The sequence below is a fragment of the Sorangium sp. So ce119 genome, assembly GCF_051524405.1.
Taxonomy (GTDB): domain Bacteria; phylum Myxococcota_A; class Polyangia; order Polyangiales; family Polyangiaceae; genus Sorangium; species Sorangium cellulosum_G.
Genome location: NZ_CP150310.1, coordinates 5383280 through 5401569, shown reverse-complemented (window position 1 = coordinate 5401569; position 18290 = coordinate 5383280). Strand labels below are relative to the sequence as shown.

The following is an 18290-nucleotide window of genomic DNA, read 5'->3' as shown; positions in this document are numbered from 1 at the left end:
CGGGGGGCGCGGCCCTAGCGGCTCTCGCTGCGGAGCAGCAGGTACGCGCCGGCGGCGCCGACCGCGCCGATCCCGAACAGCACCACGTCCCACATGGGCCACGCGACGCCGGCGGCGCGCCGGAGGACGACGGCCTCGATGACCCGCACGAGCAGCGACGCGAAGCCGTACGCGCACAGCCCGACGACGATCGGCCGCCGCAGGTTGTCGGACAGATCGACAGCCTTCATGCTGTTGTTCCACACGTTCCGGCGCACGTGGCGCGCGCCGATCAGCGCGGGGGTGATCAGCGCGAAGCCGATCCCGGACGCGAGCAGGACCGCCTCGAGGCCCGTCAGGTTGTCGGTCACCCCGCCGCCGCGCGAGAGACGGATGATCGCGGTCACCAGCGTGATCAGGCTGCCGGCGACCCAGAACACGCCCAGCGTCGAGAGCAGCAGGATGAGCGGCCTCGCCATGCTCACCTGCTGCGCCTGGCGGAGCTGCATCGTCGGCGCGGCGCGCGGCGCCGACGGCAGCGACGTGCGCGGCCCGGGCAGGGCGGGGGAGGTCGGCTCCCTCGGCTCGGGCTCGCTCGAGTCGTAGAGCGCGAGCTCCGCGTCGAACTCCTCCATCGTCTGGTAACGGTGGTGGGGCTCCTTCGCCATGGCCCGCTGGATGATCATCTCCAGCGGCTCGGGGATGCTCGGCTCGAGCGAGCGCGGGCGCGGCGGGTCCTCGGTGAGCACCGCGGTGAGCGTCGCGGTCGGGTCGTTGCGATCGAACGGGCGGCTGCCGGTGAGCGCGCAGTAGAGGATCGCGCCGACGGCGTAGATGTCCGCCCGGTGATCGACGCGCTCGCCGCGGGCCTGCTCCGGCGCCATGTACGACGGCGTGCCCATGATCATGCCGGTCTGCGTGAGCGCGGCGCCCGGCGCGTCGTCGACCTTCGAGATGCCGAAGTCGATCACCTTGGCCGTGGGCATCGTGAGGTCGCCGGTGAGGAACACGTTCTCCGGCTTCATGTCGCGGTGCACCACGCCCTTCGCGTGCGCCGCCGCGAGCGCCTTGCAGATCTGCCGCACGATGCGCACGGCGGGCCCGATCTTCATCTTGCCGACGTCGTTGAGGTAGTCGGCGAGCTCCTTGCCCTCGAGGAACTCGTTGACGAGGAACGGCCGCCCCTCCGCGGTGCGGTGGACGTCGAAGACGGTGACGACGTACGGGCTCTGCACCGCGGCCGCCGCCTCCGCCTCGCGCTGGAACCGCGAGATCACCTGCGGCTGCCGCGCGAACTCCGGGTGGAGCATCTTGATGGCGAACCGCTTGCTCGAGATCCGCGTGTGGCGCGCCTCGTACACGCGGCCCATGCCGCCCTCGCCGACGACGCGCACGACCGTGTAGGTCTCGTTGAGCGTCTTGCCGACGAGATCGTCGCGCAGCGAGTCGTCGACCGAGTCGTCGAGCGTCGCGGCGTCGCGGGGGCACACCCTGAACTCGGCCGGGTACCGGACCCCGCAGGTGGGGCAAACCTTGGGCGTCGCGTTGTCGCTTCCCGGGGTCGGGAGCGAGGTGGCCGAGGTGGAGAGGCTCGTCATCGCGTTGGCGATATGCAGATCCGACTGCGAGCCGCGTGCGTCCGACTGCGGTCGGGACTGCGGTCGGGAGGCTTCGTCAGGGGGCCGGATGGTGCCGGGCATCGCCGACCGAGGGTAGCCAATCGGCGTTTCTGGGGGTGACAAATCGCGCGACCATGTCGACCGCGTTGACGGACCGAGGCACCTGCGTATACTCGCGCGCTCCTCTGCTCACTGGCCTGAACCTCGTGGGCTCCCGCCGCTCCGGGCGGGGGGCTCGCCTTCAGGCGTCGCTTGGCCAGTCGCCGGCGTTACCAACGCACCGGCCCGGACGCTCGGCAGCGCACCGGACAAGGCCATGGAGAGCCAGCCATGCTGCATTCTGTTCAGAAGACGGACATCATCCAGAAGTACGCGATCCACGAGGGGGACACCGGGTCGCCCGAGGTCCAGATCGCGCTCCTCAGCGAGCGGATCAACCAGCTCCAGGAGCACTTCCGCACGCACCAGAAGGACCACCACTCCCGCCGGGGCCTGCTGAAGCTGGTCAGCCAGCGCCGCCGTCAGCTCGACTACCTGAAGCGCGTCGACATCGAGCGCTACCGCAACCTCATCAACCGCCTCAACCTCCGCAAGTAGCGGAATCCTCAGGCAGATCGCGCCGCTCTCGCCGGCGCGACGCCCTCCTGCCGCGCCTCCCCATGCGGCAGCGCGGCGGGCGGCGCGCTTCGCCGTGAGCCCGCCTGGGCTCGCTCGTCCGTCCCGCGGCTCCGCGCGGCGGAGGGCGGCCCCGCCCCATTCCGTTCCAGGATCTCTCCAGCGCCGGCGTTTCGCTGGCGTTCGCGTTCCTTCCGTTCGGGAGGTTCGCGGTGCGCACCCCTGAACGTCTGCTTTTTGCGCTGGCGAGAGCGGAGCGGACGCTTTAAGGAGGTCATTCACTGACCATGGAACAGCGGGGTGACCGGCCTCGCCGTTCCCGAGCGCGGGCTCCGCGCGTCTTCGTCTTCGCTTCGTGCGCAGCAGCGCGGCTCCTGCGCAGGGACCGAGGAAGAAGAGCAGCCCCTCGCGCTCGGCGTAGCGCCGCACGCAGCGGCCCTCGCGATCGCGAGAGAGAGCTGAAAATCCAATGTTCGTTCGTGAATCCGTCATGGTGGGCGGCCGTGCCCTCACCCTCGAGACCGGCCGCCTGGCCAAGCAGGCGCACGGCGCCGTGCTCGTCACCTACGGCGACACCATGGTGCTCGTCACCGTCGTCTCGCAGGACGAGCGGCCGGGCCTCGACTTCTTCCCGCTCACCTGCGAGTTCGTCGAGAAGACGTACGCCGCCGGCAAGATCCCCGGCGGCTTCTTCAAGCGCGAGGCGCGCCAGCGCGAGGAGGAGATCCTCACGTGCCGCCTCATGGACCGCCCGCTCCGCCCGCTCTTCCCCGAGGGCTTCAAGCGCGACACGCAGATCATCGCGACCGTCCTCTCCAGCGACAAGCAGAACAAGGCCGACGTCCTGGCGCTGACGGGCGCGAGCGCCGCGCTGCACATCTCGGAGATCCCCTGGCACGGCCCGGTCGTGGGCGTGCGCGTCGGCCGGCTCGACGGCGAGTTCGTCGCGTACCCGACGGTCGCCGACATCGAGCGCTGCGACATCGATCTCGTCGTCGCCTGCTCGCGCGACGCGATCGTGATGGTCGAGGGCGGCGCCGCCGAGGCGACCGAGGCGGAGATCATCGACGCGCTGATGTTCGCGCACGAGACGGCGCAGCCGGTCATCGACCTCATCGAGAAGATGCGCGCCGCGGTGGGCAAGCAGAAGCGCGAGTTCGTCGCCCCGGCGCTGCCGGACGACGTGAAGCAGCGCGTCGCCCAGATCGTCGACGAGGACCTCAAGGCCGCGACGCGGGTGACCGACAAGAAGGCGCGCTACGACGGCTACAGCACGCTCAAGAAGAAGCTGACCGAGACCCTGAGCGCCGAGCTCGGCGCCGAGAAGTTCCTTCCGCTCCAGGGGCTCGTGAAGGCCGAGTTCGAGGAGCGCAAGGCGCACGTCGTCCGCACCTACGTGATCGACGAGGGCCGGCGCATCGACGGCCGCGACGGCAAGAGCATCCGGCCGATCATGTGCGAGGTGGGCCTGCTCCCGCGCGTCCACGGCAGCGCGCTGTTCCAGCGCGGCGAGACGCAGGCGATCGTCACGACGACGCTCGGCACCTCGACCGACGAGCAGAAGATCGACGGCCTGATGGGGGAGACGTGGAAGCGCTTCTACCTCCACTACAACTTCCCTCCCTTCTCGACCGGCGAGACGAAGCCGATGCGCGGCCCCGGCCGCCGCGAGATCGGCCACGGCGCGCTCGCCGAGCGCGCGCTCTCCCGGATGATCCCGCCGCCGGATCAGTTCCCCTACACGATCCGCATCGTGTCGGAGACGCTGGAGTCGAACGGATCGTCATCGATGGCGGCGGTCTGCGGCGGGTGCCTGTCGCTCATGGACGCGGGCGTGCCGATCAAGTCGCCCGTCGCCGGCATCGCGATGGGGCTCATCATGGAGGGCCAGCGCTACGCGGTGCTCTCGGACATCCTCGGCGACGAGGATCACCTCGGCGACATGGACTTCAAGGTCTGCGGCACGGCGCGCGGCGTGACCGCGATCCAGATGGACATCAAGATCGCCGGCCTGAGCCGGGTGATCCTGATGCAGGCGCTGGATCAGGCGCGCGAGGGACGGCTCCACATCCTGAACAAGATGCTGGAGACGCTGCCGACCACGCGGCCCGAGCTCAGCCAGTACGCGCCGCGGATCACCACGGTGCGCGTGAAGCCCGACCAGATCCGGCTCATCATCGGCCCCGGCGGCAAGACCATCAAGGGCATTGTCGACCAGACCGGCGTCGCGATCGACGTCGAGGACGACGGCACCGTGAACGTCGCGTCGGCGGACTCGGACGCGGTGCGGAGGGCGCTCGACATCATCAAGGGCCTGACCGCCGAGCCCGAGGTCGGGGCGACGTACAAGGGCACGGTCAAGCGCCTCACCGACTTCGGCGCGTTCGTCGAGATCCTGCCGAACACCGACGGCCTGCTGCACATCTCCGAGATGGCGCACACGCGCGTCGAGCGCGTCGAGGACGTCCTCAAGGAGGGCGACTCGCTCGACGTGAAGGTGCTGAGCGTCGACCGCGACGGGAAGATCCGGCTGAGCCGGCGCGAGCTGCTCCCGCTCCCGGAGGGCGAGGAGGGCGATCGGGCGCGCGAGCGCATGGCGCAGGCGCGCGACGCCGGCCCGCCGCCGCGGCGCGACGGCCCCGGCGGTGGCCGCGGCGGCGATCGCGGACCGCGGCCCGGCATGGACCGCGATCGCGGCGGGCCGCCGCGCGAGCGCCGCGAGCGCCGCTCCTAGTCGATCGCCCCCGAGGACGGGGACGCCATGCCGCGCTGCGGCGCGCCGCTGGGCCTCCCCCGTCGCTCACTCCCCATCACGAAGTACGTCTGATTTGCGGCGATCCGCGGCCCTGCGCGGCGATCGCTGCCTGCCAGCGGGCCGGCGCGCCCGGCTGCTGCGTTGACGCGCGCGGCCGCGGCGCGCGCCGCGCCTGGAGCAGGCATCGCGCTGCTTTGTTGGAATCTGATGAACTCCGCATGGCCCGTTCACAATCAGGGTAGTGTCGAGACCCCTGCTCGTGGCATGCTCCGCCCGTGCTCGTACGCAGAGCGAAAATCGTCTGTACCATTGGCCCTTCGTGTGACTCTCAAACGACGCTGGAGCAGCTCATCCGCGCCGGTATGGATGTCGCTCGACTCAACTTCTCTCACGGCTCGCATGAGGATCATGGCAAAGCTATCGCCACGGTCCGCGCGGCTGCGGAGGCCTGCGGGAAGCCTGTGGCGATCCTGCAAGACCTCTGCGGCCCGAAGATCCGAGCCGGTCGCTTCCCCGGCAACACCTTCGAGGTCGCTGACGGGGCTTCGGTCACCCTGATTGAGGCGAACAGGGACAGCCCTGTTGCCACGCCCGGCGAGATCCCGATCCTCTACGAGGGTCTCGCGTCCGACCTGCAGCCGGGCGACGTCGTCCTGATGGACGACGGCCGCGTCGTGGTCACCGTCACCAAGGTGGACGGGGAGCGCGTCCACGCCGGCGTGACGCAGGGCGGACGCCTGCGCGATCGCGTCGGCGTGCACCTGCCCGCGAGGCGCGTGCGCATCTCGGCCCTCACCGAGAAGGACAAGGCCGACCTGAGCTTCGGCCTCGCGCAGGGGGTCGATTACGTCGCCCTCTCGTTCGTGCGCAACGCGGACGAGGTCCGCCACGTGCGCGACATCTGCGAGGCCTGGGGTCGCCCGACGCCGATCGTCTCGAAGATCGAGACGCCAGGCGCCATCGACAACCTCGAGGCGATCATCCTCGCCTCGGACGGCGTCATGGTGGCGCGCGGCGACCTCGGCGTGGAGTTCAACCCGGAGCGGGTGCCGATCATCCAGCGCGAGATCCTCGGCCTCGCGCGCGTGCACCAGAAGCCGGTCATCGTCGCGACCGAGATGCTCCAGTCGATGGTGACCGCGACGCGCCCGACGCGCGCCGAGGCGAGCGACGTGGCGACGGCCGTCTTCGACGGCACCGACGCGGTCATGCTCTCGCAGGAGACCGCGACCGGCGCGCACCCGCCGCTCGTCGTGCGGATGATGGCCCGCATCGTCACCGAGGCCGAGCAGAGCTCGTTCTACCGCTATCTCTCGAGCGAGCAGCCCGGCCAGCGCGCCAACGTCCCGGAGGCGACCGCGCGCGCCGCGTGCGACATCGCGAAGGACATCGGCGCGAAGCTCATCATCGCGTTCACCGAGAGCGGCCTCACCGCGCGGTACGCGTCGAAGGCGCGCCCCGTGGTGCCGATCGTCGCCTTCTCGCCGAACGACACGACGCGCCGGCGGCTCGCGCTGCTCTGGGGCGTGGTGCCGTTCCCCGTCGACGCGCTCCGGAACTCGGACGAGATGGTCGAGCGCGCGACCGGGCAGCTCCTCGCGAGCGGCCTGGTCTCGCCCGGCGACAAGCTCGTCACCATCTTCGGAGCCCCCGTCGGCGTCTCTGGGTCAACCAACACGATTCGGGTGAAGGTTGTTGAATGAGCCTGCCCGCCCCCGATAGGGGCTCGACGGGCGAGCAGGACTCCCTCTCCAGACACGCGGGCGCGGAAGGCCTCCCGAAGCTCGACAAGTACGAGCTGATCGAGGAGCTCGGCCATGGCGGCATGGCCACGGTCTACCGCGCCCGCGACCCGCGCCTCCGCCGCGAGGTCGCGGTCAAGATCATCCACAGGCACCTCCGGGAGAACGCCGAGGTCGGCACCCGCTTCGTCGCCGAGGCGCGCGCGGCGGCGAAGCTGCGCCACCCCGGCATCGTCGAGGTGTTCGACGTCTCCAGCGAGCAGGACCGCGAGCGCTACCTCGTGGTCGAGCTGCTCCGCGGCTCCACGCTGCGCAAGATCGTGAGCGCCCACCGCGACATGCCGGCCGAGGTCGGCGCCGCCGTGGTGCTCGAGCTCTGCGACGCGCTGGAGCACGCGCACGCCGCCGGCATCATCCACCGCGACGTGAAGCCGGAGAACGTGCTGGTCGAGCTGCCGTCCGACCGCGACGGCGCGAGCTGGGACGGCGCGGGCGTGGTCATCAAGCTGACCGACTTCGGCATCGCCAAGGTCCTCGACGCCCAGGGCGTCACCTCGACCGGGCAGGTGCTCGGCTCGCCGGCGCACATGGCGCCGGAGCAGATCGAGGGGGGCGAGGTCGACGCGCGCACCGACGTGTTCGCGCTCGGGGTGCTCTTCTACGAGTGCCTCGTCGGGCACCTGCCGTTCGAGGGCAAGAACCCGGCGCAGGTGCTCCGCAAGGTGCTCGAGGGGGCCTACCCGGAGGCGGAGCGCGAGCGGCCCGCCGTGGGCGCGCGGTGGAGCCGGATCGTGGCGGGGGCCCTCGCGCACGACATCGCGGCCCGCACGGCGAGCCCCCGGGCGCTCGCCGATCTGATCCGGGCCGAGCTCACGGAGCTCGGCGTGGTGGAGCCGCGCGCCGAGCTCGCCGCCTACTTCGCGGACCCGGCGGGCTACACCGAGCGCCACGTGGCGCGGCTCGTCCCGCGGCTCGTGGCGCGCGCGGAGGCCGCCCGCAAGCGCGGCGACGTGCCGGGCGCGGCCGCCGACTACAACCGGGCGCTCGCCCTCGCGCCGAACGACCTCTCCATCCTCAAGCGGCTCGCGCGGCTCAACGCGAGCCGCAACCGGCGGAAGCTCGCGCAGCGCGCGCTCGCCGTGGCGCTCGGGTCGGTGGCGCTCGGCGTCGGCGCGTTCGCGATCGCCCGCGCCCTCCGCGAGCCTCCGCCGCCGGACGGGGGCGCGCTCGCGCCGCCCGAGCCGCAGCCGTCGGCGCCCATGGACGGCCTGGTACCGCGGCCGAACCTGCGCGCGGTCGCGCCCCGCGCCACGGAGGTGCCCAGCGCCATGGACGTGGCGGTCGCGCCGCGCCCCCGCGCGCGGCCGCAGCCTCCGGCGGCCGCGTCGCAAGAGGAAGTCCCGTCGGTCCGCGATGTCGTCTTCCAGATCGTCCCGAGCGGCGCGAAGCTCGTGCTCGACGGCGTCGAGATCAACTGGTTCGGGGCGAACAAGATCACGCCGCTCAAGATCGGCGCCCACAGCGTCCACATCAGCGTGCCGAACTCGAGGTGCTGCAAGCCGTACTCGGGCGTCATCTCGGTCGCCGCGCCCAAGCCGGGCGTCACCGCGCCGCAGCGGATCATCCACAAGCTGGAGATCCTGCCCAGCACGGTCGTCCTGAGCGGCGCGCCGGCCAACGCGCAGTACGCGTGCCCGCAGATCGGCCTCATCGGCTACGCGGGCAGCCCGCAGACCGTGACCCTCAGCGACGTGTTCTGGAGCGGGCGCTGTCGGTTCACGCCTGCGGCGTCCGACGCCGCGCCGCTCGTCGGCAACGTGACGCTCGTGGCCGGCGAATCGAACACCGTTTTCTGGCCGTCCGGTTGAAGGGATCGCCGTCGTTCCCCGTCATTCCCGCGTCGGTACCTGAAATCTCAGCATCTCCGGCGAAACTCCGCTACATCACGGCGAACTCCTCCGCATGGCTGCGCGAACTCCAGGCGGGAAATCTCCCGGCGCTCGCTTCCCATCGGTCGGGAGCCGCCGCGCCCTGCCGGCGCCGCGGCGCCTCGCGGCGGCGGCGGCGGGCGCGCTCGCGCTGTGCTCCGCGGCGCTCGCGCGTGCCGACGACATGCAGCAGTTCGAGGTCGCGAAGACGCGCTTCGACGCCGGGAGCTACGAGGAGGCGGTGAGCCGCTTCGCGGCGATGCTCGACCCCGCGAACCCCCCCTGCGAGCGCGGCCCGACCGAAGCCGCGAGCACGCCGTGCAGGATCTCCGAGCCCGATCTGATCGAGCGGGCGCGCGGCCTCGCCGCCGCGGCGCTGGTGGCGCTGCGGCGCACGAGCGAGGCGGACGCGTACATCGAGCAGATCCTCCTCGCCAATCCGGGCTACGCGCCGAACCCGGCGGTGTTCCAGCCCGAGGTCATCGATCGGTTCTCCGCGGTCCGGGCGCGGATCCGGGCGCGGCTCGAGGAGGTGACGCAGCAGCGGGCCGAGGCGCAGCGCGCGGCGCGGCTGCGGATCGAGCAGCGCCGCCAGGACGAGCGCCGGTGGGTCGCCGAGCTCCAGCGCCTGGCCGGGCGCGAGCGGGTCGTGGATCAGAACTCCCGCTGGATCGCGATGCTGCCCTTCGGGGTGGGGCAGTTCCAGAACGGCGACGAGGGGTTCGGCTGGTTCTTCCTGGTCAGCCAGGCCGTCGCCGGCGGGACGTCGATCGTCTCGGCGCTGGCGCTCGCGAGCTACCAGAACGTCGACGTCACGGCGAGGCCCCCGCCGCAGGGCGGCGGCCCCGTGCAGAGCGTCGACATCGACGCGCTGAACCGCCGGATCGGCACCGCGGCCGCGGTCAACCGCGTGGCCTTCGGGGCCTTCGCGACGCTCGTCGCGGCCGGGATCGCCCACGCGCAGATCACGTTCGTCCCGCAGACGGTCGCCTTCCGCGCGCGCCCCGTGCCGCCGCCGCCCCCGAGCTTCACCGCCGCGCCGACGATCTCCGCGCTCCCCGGCGGCCTGTACGCGGGGGTCGCCGGCCGGTTCTGACCGGGCCCGCCCCGCGCGGCGCGGCTCACGCCTTCTGCGCGGCGGCGATCCAGAAGCCGCCGAGCTGCGCGAGCGGCGAGTCGCACAGCGCCCACTCCGCCCGGTGCAGGAGCCGGCCGAGGCCCGGCACGCGCATCGCGGCCGCGAACGGGGTCACGATGCGCACGCCGCGCGACGCGACGACGCGCATGCCCGCCGGCATCAGGGCGGCGGCGGCGCGCGGCGCGTCGAAGCGCGTGTAGACGGCGCTCTCCCGGGTCCTGTCGCTGATGGCGCCCGCGGGGCCGAGCTTCTTCACGAGCCCGCGCAGGCTGTAGGGGTTGTAGAACTCGGCGATCACGTGCCCGCCGGGCCGCACCACGCGCGCCATCTCCGACAGCGCGCGGCGCACGTCCTCGACGTGGGCCAGCACCTTGAACGAGCAGGCGACGTCGAAGCTCCCGTCGGCGAACGGCAGCGCGGTGGCGCTGCCCTCCACGACGTCGAGGCCGCGCTCGCGGGCGCGATCGAGCATGCCCGGCGAGAGGTCGACCCCGCGCGCGGCGCGCGCGAACTCGCGGATGCGCGCGAGCAGGAGCCCGGTCCCGCACCCCACCTCGAGCACGTCGCGGCCCTCGCCGAAGCGCCGCACGAAGTCGACCTCGAGCGCGTCGACGAGGTCGTGGTAGCCCCCCCGATCCCGGCCCCCGCGCCGGGCCTCGTAGCGCGCCGAGAACTCGTCGTAGTACGCCCGCGTGGCGCGCAGGTGCTCGTCCGCGGTGGCCTCTTCCGTCTGGGATCGCATGGGCTCGCTATAGTACTCCCCGGCGCGCGCGGCTTGCGCCGGGGCGCAGAGGGGCGCATCTCTCCTGCGAGGTGACCCCATGAAGCCCGGCGACCATCCTGATTTCTTCCGGTTCGCGCCGCCCCCCGGGACCTCGCGCGAGAGCTCGATCCGGCTCGATCGCGAGGGCCGCTTCTGGCACGACGGCGCCCGCGTCGACCATCCGGCGCTCGAGCGCGGGCTCCGGTCGTGGATCGCGCGGCACCCGGACGACGGCCGTCCGATCCTCACGAACGGCTACGACTGGTGCTACTTCCAGGTCGAGGCCGCCCCGCTCTTCGTCGACGCGCTCCGGATCGACGACGGCGGCGTGACGCTGGTCCTGTTCGACGGGACCGAGGAGCCGCTCGATCCGGCGACGCTCTCCGTCGGCGACGACGGCGTCGTGTACGCTCGGGCCCGGGGCGGCGCCCTGGAGGCGCGCTTCACGCGCCACGCGCAGTCGCAGCTCGCCCCGCTGCTCGTCGAGGCCGAGCCGCCCACCCTCCGCGTCGGCGGGCGTGAGGTCCGGCTGCCGCCGCGGGCCGCCGCCGCTCAGTAGCGGTACTGCCAGAGCAGATCGAGCACGCCCGAGGTCTCCTGGCGCTCGTCGACGCCCACGGTGCCGCGGAGCGTCCAGTGCTTGTCGATGCGCCAGTCGACGGTGACCTCGGTCCGCGTGCCGCGCTCGTTCGCCGTGCCGCCGGGGGTCGGCCCGCCGGCGCTCTGCGTGGTGCTGCCCTGGACCGCGCCCTCCTGGAAGGTGGCCAGCGCCGTGATCTCGTCGTTCAGCCGGTAGACGAGGCTCGTCCGCAGCGAGCCCTCCGAGGTCGTCCCGAACCGCGTCGACAGCCCGCGCAGCGGCGCGATGCCGCTCAGCAGGGCGTTGAACTGGGCGGCCGCGAGCTCGCCGCCCACCGACGCGGCGACGCTGCCCGCGGCCTGCCAGCCGGGCGTCTCGGCGCCCGCCGCCTGCGCCCCCTCGGAGAAGTCGGCGCCGAACAGGAGGCGCGCGAGGATGTCCTGCTGAGAGCTCGGCGGGTTCGAGGTGAAGCGGAGCTTCTCGTTGGTGATGGGCCGGAGCGTGCCGTTGTAGGTGGCGTAGATGCGCGTGCGGTCCGGGGCGTCCCAGTGCGCCAGGACGTTGAGGTGCGGGTTCGACGGCTCCTCCTCGCGCAGGCGCACGTGCCCGCGCACGATCTCGAACACCTTGCCGTAGATCTCGAGCTCGCCGCGCTGGAGCACGATGTTCCCCGACACCTGCGCGTCCTCGGCCAGCACCACCCGGGGCGGCGCGTTGTTGTCGCTCGTCGCGCGGAGCCTCAGCCCCGCGCCCGTGACCTGCGCGTCGTCCACGTAGAACGTCATCGCGTAGCGGAGCGCGTCCGCCGCGCGCCTCTGCTTCTCCGGCCCGAGCGGCTGGCGGACGGAGATGTCGGGGTTGTCGTCGAGCGGCTGCACGTTCCGGCCGCTCGTCGCCGGCAGCGTCACGCGGAGCGTCGGGATCGTGGCGTACAGCGCGAGCTCGCCGGGCTTCTTCTCCGCGATGAACGACAGCGCCCCCGAGGCGGTGCCGAGCGGCACCCCCTCGAGCGTCAGCGGCAGCGCCTGGCCCTCGGCGATGGTCAGCGCCCCTGCGCCGTCGCGCAGCGCGAGCCCGTCGAGCCGGAGCAGCGCCCAGCCCTGCGCCAGCCCGGTCATGCCCGCCGCGCGGAAGCCCTCGATCCGGACGACGCCGTCGTCGGCCGTGATGCGGGCGGCCACGTCGCGCAGGTCCTGGCCGAACTCCGGGATGTGCACGACGCCCTCGCTGATCTCGAGCTGGGCGCGCAGGCTGCCCCCCTCGGCGCCGGCGAGCTCGACGCGGAGGTCGCCGTCCAGGATGCCGTCGATCTTGCTCACGAGCTGGCCCACCAGGGGCTGCAGCGCCGCGAGCCGGAAGCGCTCGGCGGAGAGGGCGAGATCCGTGCGCTCGCCGTCGGGGACCGGGATGAGCCCGTCGCGGAAGCGCACGCTGGCGTAAGCGTTCGCGCGGAGCTTGCCGCCGCTCGGGCCCTCGAGCGCGAGCTCGGTGACGCGGAGATCCCCGCGCTCGCCGCCGGGCCTGGGATCGATCCGCATCGAGAGCACGCCGCGCGTGAAGGCGAGGTCGCCCCCGAGCGAGAGGTCCGGCAGCGTGAGGTGCGCCGTGAGCTTCGGCGCGATGTTGAGGCCGCGCATCTCGATCTCGCCGCTGACGTGCCCGTCGATGCCGCTGTCGCCGAGCAGCGGGATCTCGCCGAGCGGCACGTCACGCAGGGTCGCGCGGAGCGCGCCGGTCCACGCCGGGGGCGGGCGCGCGCCCTTCAGCGCGCGCGGGGAGGGGGTCGCGAGCAGGCGGTCGAGGGGCGCGATCAGCTGGCCGCGCACGGCCGCGATCTCGCGCGCGCCGCGCGTGACGTGCGCGTCGAGCGTGGCCTGCTCGCTGTCGTACGTGACCCACGCGTCGAGGTCGGTGGGGAACAGCAGATCCGTCACCCTCGGGGCGTCCTTCGGCGCGACCATGAAGCCCCAGACGAGCGTGCGCGCCGTCACGACCGGGCGCGCGACGGTGCCGCTCGCGTAGGCGTCGATCCGCAGCTCGCCGCCGAGCGGCGGGAGCGCCTCGCGCACGAACGAGGGCAGGGTGGTGAGATCGTCCAGGGAGCGCCGCGGGATGGAGACGTTCGCGGTGATGGGCGCGCGCAGGAGCGACGCCCACCGGCCCGCGGGCGGCCCTGCGAGCGCGGCGAGGTCGAGGTCGATCGCGCCGGACGCGTCGGCGAGGATGCCGCCGTCGTACAGGGTCATCGCGGCCTCCGCCCTGCCGGTCGCGCCGCTCAGCGAGCCCCTGATGTGGCCGTCGATGAAGCGCGACTCCCAGGCCGGGCGCTCGGCGCCCAGGCGGTGCGGCCCGGCGAGCGCGAGGCCCTGCGTGCGCACGAGCACATCGTGGAGCGACGGGAACGGCTCGCCGGCCGCGCGCGACACCCGGAAGCGCGTCGTGAGCTTGCCGCGTACCTCGCTCACGATGTGCCCGATCGGCACGAGCTGCGCGAGGCACCCGAGGTCCCAGTCGTCGGCCGCGACCTCGGCCTCGCCGATGAGGGCGGCCCACGTCTCGGCGCGCAGGAGCGGCCCCTTCAGCGTGCCCTCCGCGCCGGAGACGCGCACGCTCGCGAGGCGGCCGGCGCACCGGGGCGCGGCGCCCTCCCACGGCTGCCCTGCGGCCGCCGGCGGCGCCTTGCCGTCGATGCGCACGAGCGCCTCGGCCTTGAGCTGGTCGCGCTCGAAGGTCGCCGCGAGCTCCGCCGAGACGCCGGACAGGAACGCGACCTCGCCCCCCGCGAGCTCGAGCCGCACGTGGCCCGAGCGGCCCGCCCTGCGGTCGTGCTCGAGCGCGACGTCGACCTTGGCGCGGCCGCGCACGCGGAGCGGGATACCGAGCAGGCGCGCGATGCGGCCGAGGTCGATGCCCTCGCCCCGGAGGCTCCCGGTGACGTCGTCGCCCCGCACCGCGAGCCGCCCCCTCACCGAGCCGAGCTGCGCGGAGGTGAGCTCGAGCCCCTCGACGGCGAGCCCGCCGGCCGAGGGGGTGATCGCCGTGATCTTCCCCGCGACCTCGGCGCCCTCGCGCCGGAGCTGGAGGTCGACGTCGCGGAGCGCGCCGGTGGCGGAGCTCAGCCGGGCCGAGGCGCTCAGGGCGTCGTCGCCGTCGGTGACCGTCGCGCTGAGCCGCGGCGAGGCGAGGGGGCCGGAGATCCGCGCGGTGACCTCGTCGTAGGTGTGGCCGCCGGCGAGCGCCTCCTGGCCGGAGAGCGAGGCGTCGAGCGCGAGCGCGTCGAGCGGCCCGGAGACCCGCCCGGCGACACGCGCGCGGGCGAGGCCGACGTCAGGGCCGACGCGGACCCCGGCGAGCGCGCCCTCGAACCGCGCGTCGAGCGCGCCGTCGCGCAGGGTGCCCTCGACGCTCACGCGGCCGCCGCCGTCGACGGCCCCGGCGAGGCGCGGCGCGGCGGCGATCGCCGGGACGTCGGCCGTCGCCGCGAAGCGGACGCCCTGGCCGCCCGGCAGGAGCGAGATCTCGGCGTCGATCGGCGCGCCCGGCTCGTGGAGGTGCGCGCGCGCGTGGAGCTCGCCGCGATCGAGGACGAGGTGGACGTCCGCCGCCGGCACGCGCTCGCCGAGCAGCGCGGTGGGCTCGGTCCGCGCTTCGACGGCGAGCCGGAGCTCGTCGCCGAGCTCGACGCGCACCCGACCCTCGGCGGTGATCAACGGCGCCGGGTCGCCGTCGCTCGCCGGCGCGGTGCTCGCGCCGGCCGCGCCCGTTCGCGCCGGCGCGGCGCCGGTCCGGGCAGGCGGGGTGCCTCTTCGAGCTGGCGCGACGCCGGCTGGCGTGGGGGAGGCCCCGGTTCGAGCCGGGGCAGCGCCGGTCTGCGTCGGCGCCGCGCCCGTCTGCGCCGGCGCGACGCCTGACGCGGAGAGCTGCACGCCGAAGAGCCGCAGATCGACGTCGCGCGCCTGCGCGTGGGCGTCGAGCCGGACGGGGCCCGTCACGTCGAGCCGCCCCGCGACCGCGACGTTGCCCCCCGCCGGGTCGGCAGGGTCCGCCGAGACCGAGGCCACGACGTCGAGCTGCGGGAGATATCCGTTCACGGCCACGCGCGCGGAGACCGGCTCGGTGAGGGGGTGATCCGGGAGCAGGCTCCGGAGCTGCTCCGGCGTGGCGCGCGGGACGCTCGCGTGCGCCTCGAGGTGCTCCTCGTCGAGCACCGCCCGCGCGGTGATCTCGACGTCGGCGAGCCGGCCGGCGAAGCTGCTCCACATCCGGACCTTGTCGCCCGCGCGGAGGTGGTAGTTCGCGGTGCCCGCCGTCGTGGCGGGCAGGAACGCGCGATCGACGAGGCCGGTCTGGTCGATGTCGAGCGCGACGCCCTCCGGGCCGACGTGCACCGACCCGACGAGCCGGCTGACGTCGGCGTCCAGCGCGCGCGGCGGCGCGAGCTGCCCGTGGACCCAGCCGCGGCCGATCTCGATGCGCGACAGGGCGATGACGACGTCGCGCGGCGGCGCCTCGGGCGCGGCCGAGGGCGGGCGGGTCGGCGGCAGCGGCGCGAACGTGTCGCCGAGGGTGACGCCCCCCGCGCCGCTGCTCTGCACCAGCACGTCGGCCTGCTCGACCCGGATGTACGGGACCTCGATGCGCAGGGCGCCCTTCCCGAAGAGCGCGCTGCGGAGCATCGGGAGCACGTCCGCCCGCGCCTCGATGCCGCGCGCGTAGATCACCTTGTTCCCCTGCGGATCGAGCGCGACCGCGGCGCGGATCCGCACGCCGTCGAGGCCGAGCGCGTCGATCTCGTCGGCGACGATCTTCCCCTCGAAGAGCGAGCCGAGCAGCCGGTTCGTGGCGTCGCGGGCGACCCGGCGCGCGGCCGGCATGTCGAGGTGGAGCGCGACGCCCACGGCCGTGGCGCCGGCGAACGTCAGCGTGAGCCCGATCGCCGCCGCCGCTGCCGACGCGGCGCGGCGCATGCGTCCAGGCGCGCGCGGCGCCGGGGCGGGCCGCGGCTCTGGTGCGGGGGCGGGCGTCACGGCAGCTAGCTTAGTACGCGCGGGCCGCGGCGACCTTGCTGCCGCGCCACGCAGGACGGCGAGTTGCGTCCGGGGCCCCGCGGCGCGCGCCGGGACGCCCGCGCCCCGCCGGGCGGCGCGCGCGCCGGGACGCACGCGCCCCGCCGGGCGGCGCGCGCGCCGGGACGCACGCGCCCCGCCGGCGCCGCCCGCTCAGCCGGCGAGCCGCTCCAGCTCCACGAACAGCGTGCCGAGCTCCGGCTTCGACCGGAGCGGCGCGCAGAAGCGGCTGGCCAGGTGGAGCAGCTCCGCGTCGAGCTGGTCGGCCCTGCGCCCCATCTCGGCGATGCGCTCCTGGGACTCCCGCCGCCGCGCCTCGAGCTGCCGGTCGAGCTCCTCGAGCCGCTCGCGCAGCTTCTTGATCTGCGCGTCCACCTCGGCCACCTCGTGCTCGCGGGCGATCGCCTCGCTCTCCGCCTCGTAATCCGCCTTGCGCGACGCGTACCAGCCCTCGACCAGCTCGGCGAGCTTCCGGTAGCTGGCGGCGAGCTCGAGGTAGGGCTCGGCGAACCCGCTCCGGCCCTCCCAGCGCACGGCCTCCTTGTGCGCGGTCAGCACCGCGGGGATGAACGCCTGCGTCGCCGCGGTGAGCGGCGCCACCCGGGCGCGGAAGGAGCGGGCCTCCTCGCGCGTGAGCGAGGCGTCCACCGTGAGCGCGTCCATCGCCCGCCCGATCTGCAGGCGGCCGTCGCGCCACTCCTCGGCGACGCCCTCGAGGCGCCGCTGCTCGTCGAGCGCCCTGGACCGGAGCTCGGCGTGCTCGCGCACGAGGCCGCGCAGCCCCTCGAGCTGCCGCTGCATGTCCGCCGGCGCCGCCGGGCCGAACGCGCGGGCGGTCATGCGCTCGAACAGATCGAGCCGGCTGACCCAGGGGTCGCGCCCCGGGCCCCTCGACCGCACCGCCGAGTCGCGCGGCATCGCCTCCGGCGGCGGCGGGAGCGCGATCCGGCTCGCGGCCGCGATCTCCTCGAGCTCCGCGAGCACGCGGTACGCGTCCACGGGGCGGTCCGAGGGCTCCTTCGCCATGAGGGCGCTGACCAGCCGGTCGAGCGCCTCCGGCATCTCCGGGGCGAGCTCCCGGAGGCGCGGGGGCTGCTCGTTCATGTGCTTCAGGATCCAGCTCGCCGGATCGGGCGCGTCGAACGGCAGCCGCTGCGTGACCATCTCGAACATGATGACCCCGAGCGAGTAGAGGTCGGCCGGGGGGCCCGCGTCGATGGTCGTGCTGCGCTCGGGCGCCATGTACTGCGGCGTGCCGAAGATCTCGCCGAGGTTCGTGAGCCGCGCGTCCTGCGCGCACCGGGCGATGCCGAAGTCGAGGAGCTTCACCCAGTCGCCCTTCAGCAGGAACACGTTCTCGGGCTTGAGATCGCGGTGCACGACGTCGAAGTCGTGCGCGCGGCCGAGGGCGCGCGCCATCTGCACCCAGATGGGCAGCGCCCGCGCGAGCGGCACCCGGCTGCGCTCCACCACGTCGGCGAGGCTCGTCCCCTGGAGCAGCTCCATCACGAGGAAGGGCAGCCCGTCGTCGGTGTCGCCCTGATCGAAGATCTCGATGATGTTCGGGTGCGCGAGCCGCTGCGCGTGCCGCGCCTCGCGCCGGAAGCGCTCGCGCGTGGTCGTGTCCTGCGCGAACTCCCGGTTCAGGATCTTGATGGCGCACGGCGTGCCGATCAGCTTGTTGTACGCCCGGTAGACCGTGGCCATCCCGCCGATCCCGAGCCCCTGCTCGATGACGTAGCGGCCCGCGATCGACATCCCGATGCGGGGGTCCTTCTCGGAGACGAGCGACGAGCCGTCGATGAAGCAGAAGGCGCTGTCGGCCGGATAACGCTGGTGGCACTGCGGGCAGGTCTTCATGGCGGGCACGTCGGCTGCAAGGTTACACTCTACGGGGGGCCGCTCTGGAGGGTCAACGCTCGGCGCGCGCCGCGGCGCTTTGTTCGAGCGGCGGTGGTTCACGTGGCGCGCGGCCGCCGCGCGCCGTCTCGCGGATCGTCGACGCGGGCCTGCGCGACGTTGCGCACGTTGCGCACGTTGCGCACGTTGCGCACACGATGGGCGACGTCGCGCGACGCCTGCGGAGCTCGCCGCGTTATGTTGTG

At 73.7% G+C, this 18290-nt stretch carries 10 protein-coding genes; 6 read left to right on the top strand and 4 right to left on the bottom strand.

What is annotated here, in order from left to right:
• Nucleotides 1-14: 14 nt before the first annotated feature.
• The gene (locus tag WME76_RS20245) at nt 15-1577 is read right to left on the bottom strand and encodes a serine/threonine-protein kinase (protein ID WP_437961711.1); all 1563 of its coding nucleotides are present in this window, start codon (nt 1575-1577) and stop codon (nt 15-17) included.
• Between the two features lie 351 nt (nt 1578-1928).
• Here WME76_RS20245 and rpsO point away from each other — a divergent pair, with 351 nt between their 5' ends.
• The 5 genes from rpsO (at nt 1929) to WME76_RS20220 (ending at nt 9734) form a co-directional block, all read left to right on the top strand.
• The gene (gene rpsO, locus WME76_RS20240; RefSeq protein ID WP_061619654.1) at nt 1929-2195 is read left to right on the top strand and encodes a 30S ribosomal protein S15; all 267 of its coding nucleotides are present in this window, start codon (nt 1929-1931) and stop codon (nt 2193-2195) included.
• Between the two features lie 487 nt (nt 2196-2682).
• Nucleotides 2683-4947, top strand: a complete 2265-nt coding sequence (pnp, locus tag WME76_RS20235; protein WP_437961710.1) for a polyribonucleotide nucleotidyltransferase — start codon at nt 2683-2685, stop codon at nt 4945-4947.
• A 296-nt stretch (nt 4948-5243) separates the two neighbouring features.
• Entirely contained in the window at nt 5244-6671 is a 1428-nt protein-coding gene (pyk, locus tag WME76_RS20230) for a pyruvate kinase (protein WP_061617973.1), read from the top strand.
• Nucleotides 6668-8578, top strand: coding sequence for a protein kinase domain-containing protein (locus tag WME76_RS20225; RefSeq protein ID WP_437961709.1), 1911 nt, complete (start codon nt 6668-6670; stop codon nt 8576-8578). Before pyk ends, WME76_RS20225 begins: the two co-directional genes overlap by 4 nt.
• A 94-nt stretch (nt 8579-8672) precedes the next feature.
• Entirely contained in the window at nt 8673-9734 is a 1062-nt protein-coding gene (locus WME76_RS20220; protein WP_437961708.1) for a hypothetical protein, read from the top strand.
• Nucleotides 9735-9759: 25 nt separating this feature from the next.
• Here the strand turns inward: WME76_RS20220 and WME76_RS20215 are convergent, their stop codons facing one another.
• A complete protein-coding gene (locus tag WME76_RS20215; protein WP_437961707.1) occupies nt 9760-10518 on the bottom strand; it encodes a class I SAM-dependent methyltransferase in 759 nt (252 codons plus the stop codon).
• Between the two features lie 79 nt (nt 10519-10597).
• On the opposite strand from WME76_RS20215, the gene WME76_RS20210 reads away from it, so the two are divergent.
• A complete protein-coding gene (locus WME76_RS20210) occupies nt 10598-11098 on the top strand; it encodes a hypothetical protein (protein ID WP_437283855.1) in 501 nt (166 codons plus the stop codon).
• Here WME76_RS20210 and WME76_RS20205 read toward each other — a convergent pair.
• Entirely contained in the window at nt 11092-16086 is a 4995-nt protein-coding gene (locus WME76_RS20205) for a translocation/assembly module TamB domain-containing protein (protein ID WP_437961706.1), read from the bottom strand. The two genes, WME76_RS20210 and WME76_RS20205, sit on opposite strands and share 7 nt — an antisense overlap.
• A 252-nt stretch (nt 16087-16338) precedes the next feature.
• Entirely contained in the window at nt 16339-18045 is a 1707-nt protein-coding gene (locus WME76_RS20200; protein WP_437961705.1) for a protein kinase domain-containing protein, read from the bottom strand.
• Between the last annotated feature and the right edge of the window lie 245 nt (nt 18046-18290).

What these genes read in the sequence shown, in the direction of transcription:
- pnp (WP_437961710.1), top strand. Translation starts at nt 2,683, where the DNA reads ATGTTCGTTCGTGAATCCGTCATGGTGGGCGGCCGTGCCCTCACCCTC.
- WME76_RS20210 (WP_437283855.1), top strand. Translation starts at nt 10,598, where the DNA reads ATGAAGCCCGGCGACCATCCTGATTTCTTCCGGTTCGCGCCGCCCCCC.
- WME76_RS20215 (WP_437961707.1), bottom strand. Translation starts at nt 10,518, where the DNA reads ATGCGATCCCAGACGGAAGAGGCCACCGCGGACGAGCACCTGCGCGCC.
- WME76_RS20220 (WP_437961708.1), top strand. Translation starts at nt 8,673, where the DNA reads ATGGCTGCGCGAACTCCAGGCGGGAAATCTCCCGGCGCTCGCTTCCCA.
- WME76_RS20200 (WP_437961705.1), bottom strand. Translation starts at nt 18,045, where the DNA reads ATGAAGACCTGCCCGCAGTGCCACCAGCGTTATCCGGCCGACAGCGCC.
- WME76_RS20245 (WP_437961711.1), bottom strand. Translation starts at nt 1,577, where the DNA reads ATGACGAGCCTCTCCACCTCGGCCACCTCGCTCCCGACCCCGGGAAGC.
- WME76_RS20205 (WP_437961706.1), bottom strand. Translation starts at nt 16,086, where the DNA reads ATGCGCCGCGCCGCGTCGGCAGCGGCGGCGGCGATCGGGCTCACGCTG.
- rpsO (WP_061619654.1), top strand. Translation starts at nt 1,929, where the DNA reads ATGCTGCATTCTGTTCAGAAGACGGACATCATCCAGAAGTACGCGATC.
- WME76_RS20225 (WP_437961709.1), top strand. Translation starts at nt 6,668, where the DNA reads ATGAGCCTGCCCGCCCCCGATAGGGGCTCGACGGGCGAGCAGGACTCC.